Raw genomic sequence first — 1403 nt, 5'->3', positions numbered from 1 at the left:
GATCGTCGACCCTGACGAAGCACGTGAACGCTATGTCATCCCAATGACAGAGATCAGAAAGCATAAAGGCGTGAGTCACCAAATGGCGCGAGCAATGCTAGAAGACAATGTCGTACTCGCAACGATGATGGTGGCGCTAGATGAAGTTGACGGGCTTGTATCAGGAGCTGTTCACACAACAGCCAACACTGTGCGCCCCGCGCTTCAGTTGATTAAAACAAACGATTGCGCCAAGGTAGTGTCTTCAGTTTTCTTCATGTGCCTCCCCGACCAAGTACTTGTATATGGTGACTGCGCCATCAACCCAGACCCGAATGCCGAACAGCTGGCCGATATTGCGATACAAAGTGCCGACTCAGCCAAAGCATTTGGCATTGACCCCAAAGTCGCCATGATTTCCTATAGCACAGGTGTAAGCGGCACCGGCGCAGACGTCGACAAAGTTCGTGAAGCTACTGAGATCGCTAAGAACTTAAGGCCAGACCTCGTAATTGACGGCCCCCTCCAATACGATGCGGCGGCGATTGAAAGTGTCGCCAAGAAAAAGGCACCGAACAGCCCGGTGGCCGGTCAAGCAACCGTTTTTATCTTCCCAGATCTAAATACTGGTAACACCACCTACAAAGCTGTACAACGTAGCGCCAATGTAATCAGTATCGGCCCAATGCTACAAGGTTTGCGCAAACCTGTTAACGACTTATCTCGTGGCGCATTAATAGAAGATATCGTCTTTACCATTGCACTAACGGCCGTACAGGCATGTCAGTCTGAACAAAAAGGCGATTAAAAAGCAAACCGAATTTAAGGCGCTATATCTTAGCGCCTTCATTTAGTTCGCCTCTAGTATTAGCAAAACCTACACATTCCGCTTACAGATCTAGGACTGAGATGCCTATAACAAAACACTATATCTAGTGCTAACATAAAAAGATAAGTAAGCACTAATTCTGCAAAGCCCATAAATACAAGCACCTTCCTTTTCCTCATATTTTATCGCCCCAAAGTATTGACAAACCAGTCTCGACCACCTTGATATTTACACAATAAAAAAATCGGAAAAGAAACTTCACACACCACAATATAGTGTTATACTTCCCGCATACACAACAACATGTAGTGGATACTAAAACAAAACGCCCCCTATATATTGATGTAATAAGGACAGTATTAGCCCCCAATGGACCAGCCTTTTTCGGGTTTTTACATACTGAACAAGCTTTGATGTCAGCGGCTTATGCCACTAAAGCTAGAAACAGTGTGCGGTAAAGTGATGTACCAAACTAACACTATATATAGAAGCGCTAATCAGCATTAACTCAGCCGTTTTAGCCTACTATTAATAACAACTGAAAAAATGATATTCCAGATAGAGGTCATACATGAACGCCAAAGTTGAACCACTT

At 44.6% G+C, this 1403-nt stretch carries 1 protein-coding gene; it reads left to right on the top strand.

All coding sequences use genetic code 11. From position 1 onward, the window contains the following. Nucleotides 1–787: phosphate acetyltransferase (gene pta / locus A3729_RS02105; protein WP_068633051.1), on the top strand; the 787-nt coding region annotated here is incomplete at its 5' end. Nucleotides 788–1403 lie beyond the last annotated feature (616 nt).

This window comes from Oleiphilus sp. HI0043, assembly GCF_001634935.1.
Note: the sequence above shows the minus strand (reverse complement) of the source record. Positions and strands in the feature narration are given on the sequence as shown.